Here is a 3,983-nt window from a genome sequence, read left to right on the forward strand (position 1 = left end):
CGGCGGTGGCGCAGGTACTCGATGACCAGCGGAATGACGCTGACCAGCACGATCAGGATGAGCATGATCTCGATGTTGTCCTTGACAATCGCGAACCCGCCGAGGAAGTACCCGAGCAACGTCACGCCACCAGCCCATAGGACACCGCCGATGGTGGAGTAGATGGCATAGGTGCGGAAGTCCATCTTGCCGATACCCGCGATCGCCGTGATGAACGTCCGGACGATGGGTACGAACCGACCCAGGATGATCGCCGGGGCACCATACTTTTCGAAGAACTTGTGCGTCTTGTCCACGTACTCCCGTTTGAACAGCTTGGAGTCAGGCTTGTCGAACAGCTTCGGGCCAATGAGTCGGCCGACCCAGTAGCCGACAAGGTTTCCGGTCACCGCAGCTGCCGCGAGGATGATCACGGCCAACCAGATGTTCATGTCGATCAGGTTGTCGGCGATGAACAGGCCGGTGATGAACAGCAGCGAGTCGCCGGGCAGGAAGAAACCGATGAGCAGGCCACACTCGGCGAAGATAATCAGCGTGACACCGATCATCGCCAACGGCCCGAGCCAGTTGAGCAGAGTCTCCGGGTTAAGGAACTCGAGCAACGCGATCGTTGATGTCATGAAAGTCCTAAGTCCGAGAGCTCGAAGACGGTGAGGTAGGGAAGTCCCGCTTCGGTGACCTTAGGCCGGGCACCCCGCTCGACGATGACCGCAACGCCCACAACTTCCGCCCCGGCCTCACGCAGAGCCTCGACTGCGGTCAGCACCGAGCCCCCGGTGGTTGAGGTGTCCTCGACGGCGAGCACGCGGCGACCCGCGACATCTGGGCCTTCGATACGTCGCTGGAGCCCGTGTTGCTTCTCCTCTTTGCGGACGACGAATGCATCGAGCGCGCGCCCCTGCGCCGCAGCCACGTGGAGCATCGCGGCGGCAACTGGGTCAGCCCCCAAGGTCAGTCCGCCGACGGCGTCGAATTCAAGGTCCGCAGTCGCGTCCAGCATGGCTTTTCCCACCAGCGGGGCCGCCTCACTGTCAAGGGTGACTCGGCGCAGATCGACGTAGTAGTCAGCCTCACGGCCGCTGGAGAGAGTGACCTTGCCGAAGACGACGGCCTTGTCGAGGATCTGGTTCTGCAGCGCCTTGCGGGTCGCCTCTGGGTTAGCGGACATGGGCGCAAGCGTAGTTTCCGGTGGCGGCTAGACCGTGGATGCCCCGCTGAGGCACAGTGGGCGCGTGACTATCGGAACCGTGGTTTTGCTCCCACCGGCCCAATTGCCCGGTGCGTGGGTCGAGGCCTGGCCGACGCGACGGGAGTTGGCCGCCGAGCTGATGGCGTATGGCGTCAACGTCTATGTCGTCCCGCAGGCACCACCGGTTGACCAGGGCTTGGACCTGCGCACCGCGACTGCCCATTGGGTTGCGCACAACGCGATGGCGTTGACTGCGGATCAGCCGGAACGCCCAATCCTCTTGGTCGCGTTCGGCGCTGCTGGGGCACTCATGCAGGCCCTCGGCTTCTCTCAAAAAGCATCCCGGCGACCGGTCGCTGGCTACGTGGTGGTTGATGGTGCACTCCCGAAGGCCGGTGCCGGGGACTGGCCAGATGCGCCCATCACCTACATCTCAACCTCGACCGCCGACGACCTCGCTGCGACAGCACAGGCCGCCCGCGACACCCTCCACCAAGCCGAGCTCCGGGGGTGGACCACGGCGGCGACGACCGATCCAGGCATCGTCATCCGCAACATGGTCGACGGCTGATCTGCGCAGACCCGGTCACCGCGGCTTGCCTACGGTCGGTCAGAACCCATTGACGACCCCATCGCGGACATGCGCCGCACCAGCGAACGCGGCGAGATGCGGATCATCGGGGCCATGGCTTGGTACTGCAATCCGGGCACGCTTAGAACTCGGCCTCGCTCGACGTCTTTGAGAGCGGTGTTGACGACATCTTCGGCATCGAGCCAGAGTTGCCGCGGGATCTGGGAGACATCGAGGGCAGCCCGTTCGTGGAATTCGGTCCGAACGAAGCCGGGGCACAGGGCGGTCACATTGACATCGGTGTCCCCGAGTTCCAGATCCAGCCCTTCGACGAACACCGTGGCCCACGCCTTGGCAGCCGAATACGTACCGGCAGTAATCCAACTGGCAAAGCTGGAAACGACGATGACTCGGCCGGAGTTGCGTTCCACCATGCCTGGCAACGCCGCTTTGGTCAGGCGCATCGGAGCAGTGACCAGCACGTTGATGAGGTCCTGCTCCTCGTCCACGTCGGAGGCGAGGAACGGCTCCGCAAGCCCGAACCCGGCATTATTGACGAGCCAATCGATGGGGCGGGAGTCATCGGTGATGCGTTCTTCAACCGTCCTCAATGCGTCCATATCGGCGAGATTTGCTGGCAGGACCTCACAGCTGACTTTCTTGTCGATCTCAATCTCACGAGCCAGTTGCTTGAGTCTGGTCTCATCGCGCGACACGAGGACGAGGTCATGTCCCGCGTCGGCAAGCTGCAGTGCAAATTGACGACCGAGTCCGGAGGTGGGTCCTGTGACCAACGCGATGCTCATTCGCCCATCACACCATCGGTCGCTGCGATGCGCAATGACTCACTTCGAAGCTCACGAGTCTGGCCCTGCACGTAGAGGAACAAGGCTTCGCGTGCCCGTCGCTGAGCCTTCGCGTGCAGCAACATCGAACTTCCACCCTGCGCCGCGATCACCGCAGTGCCGGCCCGCAGGTTGAGGTCCAGGGCAACAGCGCGCAGCCGGGTGCGTTCGGGTATGGACGCGTCGGCCACGTCGTCGTCCGCGGCTGCCGCGTCGGCCAGGGCATACGCCTGATCCCGGACTCGCGACACCTGATCGCCGATGGTGCCCGACACCTCACGCAGCTCGTCGGAGCCACCGTGGTCAGCCACCTCCCGCAAAGTGTCCACGCTGTCCTGCGCCATTCCGAAAACCGCCGGGTTGGCGTTGGCCGCCACCCGGTCGTTGGCCAGCTTCCATTCCGACAGCGGGCGGATTGAGGTGACTTGCTCGTCGGGCACGTAGTAGCCATCGAAGCGGATCGGCCACGAGTGGGTCCCACCCATCGCTGCGAGCGGCAGCGTCGGACCCGCATCGAGCCCGGGGGCAACCGCCGGATTGGGCTGCGGTGGCTCAATGAGCACACTGACCACCTGCGGTTCCCCGCTTAACTCGGTGCCGGCTCCGACTTCCTGCGTCGCAAGACCCTGGACCAGACACACATCGGTGATCGGCCAGCCAGTGACCCAGTCCAACGTCCCGTCCAACCGCCAACCGTCGGTCACGCGCGTCATCCTCAGGCTTTGCTTGGGCCGACGCAGATGAGCAAACGCGATGCTCGCCAACGCTTTACCGGCGACGAGCGGACCGAGCCACCGATCACGCATCGCATCGTTGTCGCTCGCGATCAGTTCCAGCGTGGGTGAGCGGTGTTGGGCGAAGCAGAACCAGGTGGTGCCGCATGAACCTGCGATTCGTTCGATGATCAGCCGATTCGTTTGGGCCGACTCGGCAGTGCCACCGACGGCCTTCGGAAAGGCGGCACGATAGGCGCCCGCCGCTGTCAGGGCCGCCAGGTGGCTGCGTGGCAATCCATCGATATCCGAGTCCGCGGCAGTCGGCTCGAGAAGCTCGCGAGCGACCTCGCCGACAGTGTCCAGCGTCGCGGGTGGCTGCGTCATGCAGACACATTCGCACCCCGACGGGCAGTCGCACTACCGTGGGTCTGTGGCTGCGCACCAGGATCGGTTAGTTCCGAGGATGCGCCCGTACGAGTCGACCATCTTCGGCGAGATGTCGGCGCTGGCAACCAAGTTGGCAGCGATCAACCTCGGCCAGGGTTTCCCCGACTCAGACGGACCGGACGAACTCAAGGCGATCGCCATCAACGCGATCGCCGACGGGGCAGGCAACCAATACCCGCCAGCGCACGGATCGCCTGACCTGCGGGCGGCGATCG

6 protein-coding genes are annotated in these 3,983 nt (G+C 64.1%); 2 read left to right on the plus strand and 4 right to left on the minus strand.

Going from position 1 to position 3,983, the window contains the following annotated elements; all coding sequences use genetic code 11:
* Positions 1–620, minus strand: a 620-nt coding sequence (locus tag KAZ48_11160; GenBank protein MBP7973347.1) for a VTT domain-containing protein, incomplete at its 3' end; no start/stop codon positions are given.
* Positions 617–1,168, minus strand: a complete 552-nt coding sequence (locus tag KAZ48_11165; GenBank protein ID MBP7973348.1) for an orotate phosphoribosyltransferase — start codon at positions 1,166–1,168, stop codon at positions 617–619. The genes KAZ48_11165 and KAZ48_11160, both read right to left, overlap by 4 nt.
* A gap of 64 nt (positions 1,169–1,232) precedes the next feature.
* On the opposite strand from KAZ48_11165, the gene KAZ48_11170 reads away from it, so the two are divergent.
* Entirely contained in the window at positions 1,233–1,760 is a 528-nt protein-coding gene (locus tag KAZ48_11170; GenBank protein MBP7973349.1) for a hypothetical protein, read from the plus strand.
* Positions 1,761–1,789: 29 nt separating this feature from the next.
* On the opposite strand, the gene KAZ48_11175 is transcribed toward KAZ48_11170, so the two are convergent.
* Both KAZ48_11175 and KAZ48_11180 read right to left on the minus strand, forming a co-directional pair.
* Complete coding sequence (locus KAZ48_11175; protein MBP7973350.1) at positions 1,790–2,566, minus strand: SDR family oxidoreductase; 777 nt, start codon at positions 2,564–2,566, stop codon at positions 1,790–1,792.
* Positions 2,563–3,705, minus strand: coding sequence for an acyl-CoA/acyl-ACP dehydrogenase (locus KAZ48_11180; protein ID MBP7973351.1), 1,143 nt, complete (start codon positions 3,703–3,705; stop codon positions 2,563–2,565). The genes KAZ48_11175 and KAZ48_11180 overlap by 4 nt, the downstream gene beginning before the upstream one ends.
* Positions 3,706–3,751: 46 nt before the next feature.
* Between KAZ48_11180 and KAZ48_11185 the strand changes: the two genes are divergently transcribed.
* Positions 3,752–3,983, plus strand: a 232-nt coding sequence (locus KAZ48_11185) for a hypothetical protein (protein MBP7973352.1), incomplete at its 3' end; no start/stop codon positions are given.

It is taken from the genome of Candidatus Nanopelagicales bacterium (genome assembly GCA_018003655.1).
Lineage (GTDB): Bacteria > Actinomycetota > Actinomycetes > S36-B12 > UBA10799 > JAGNDY01.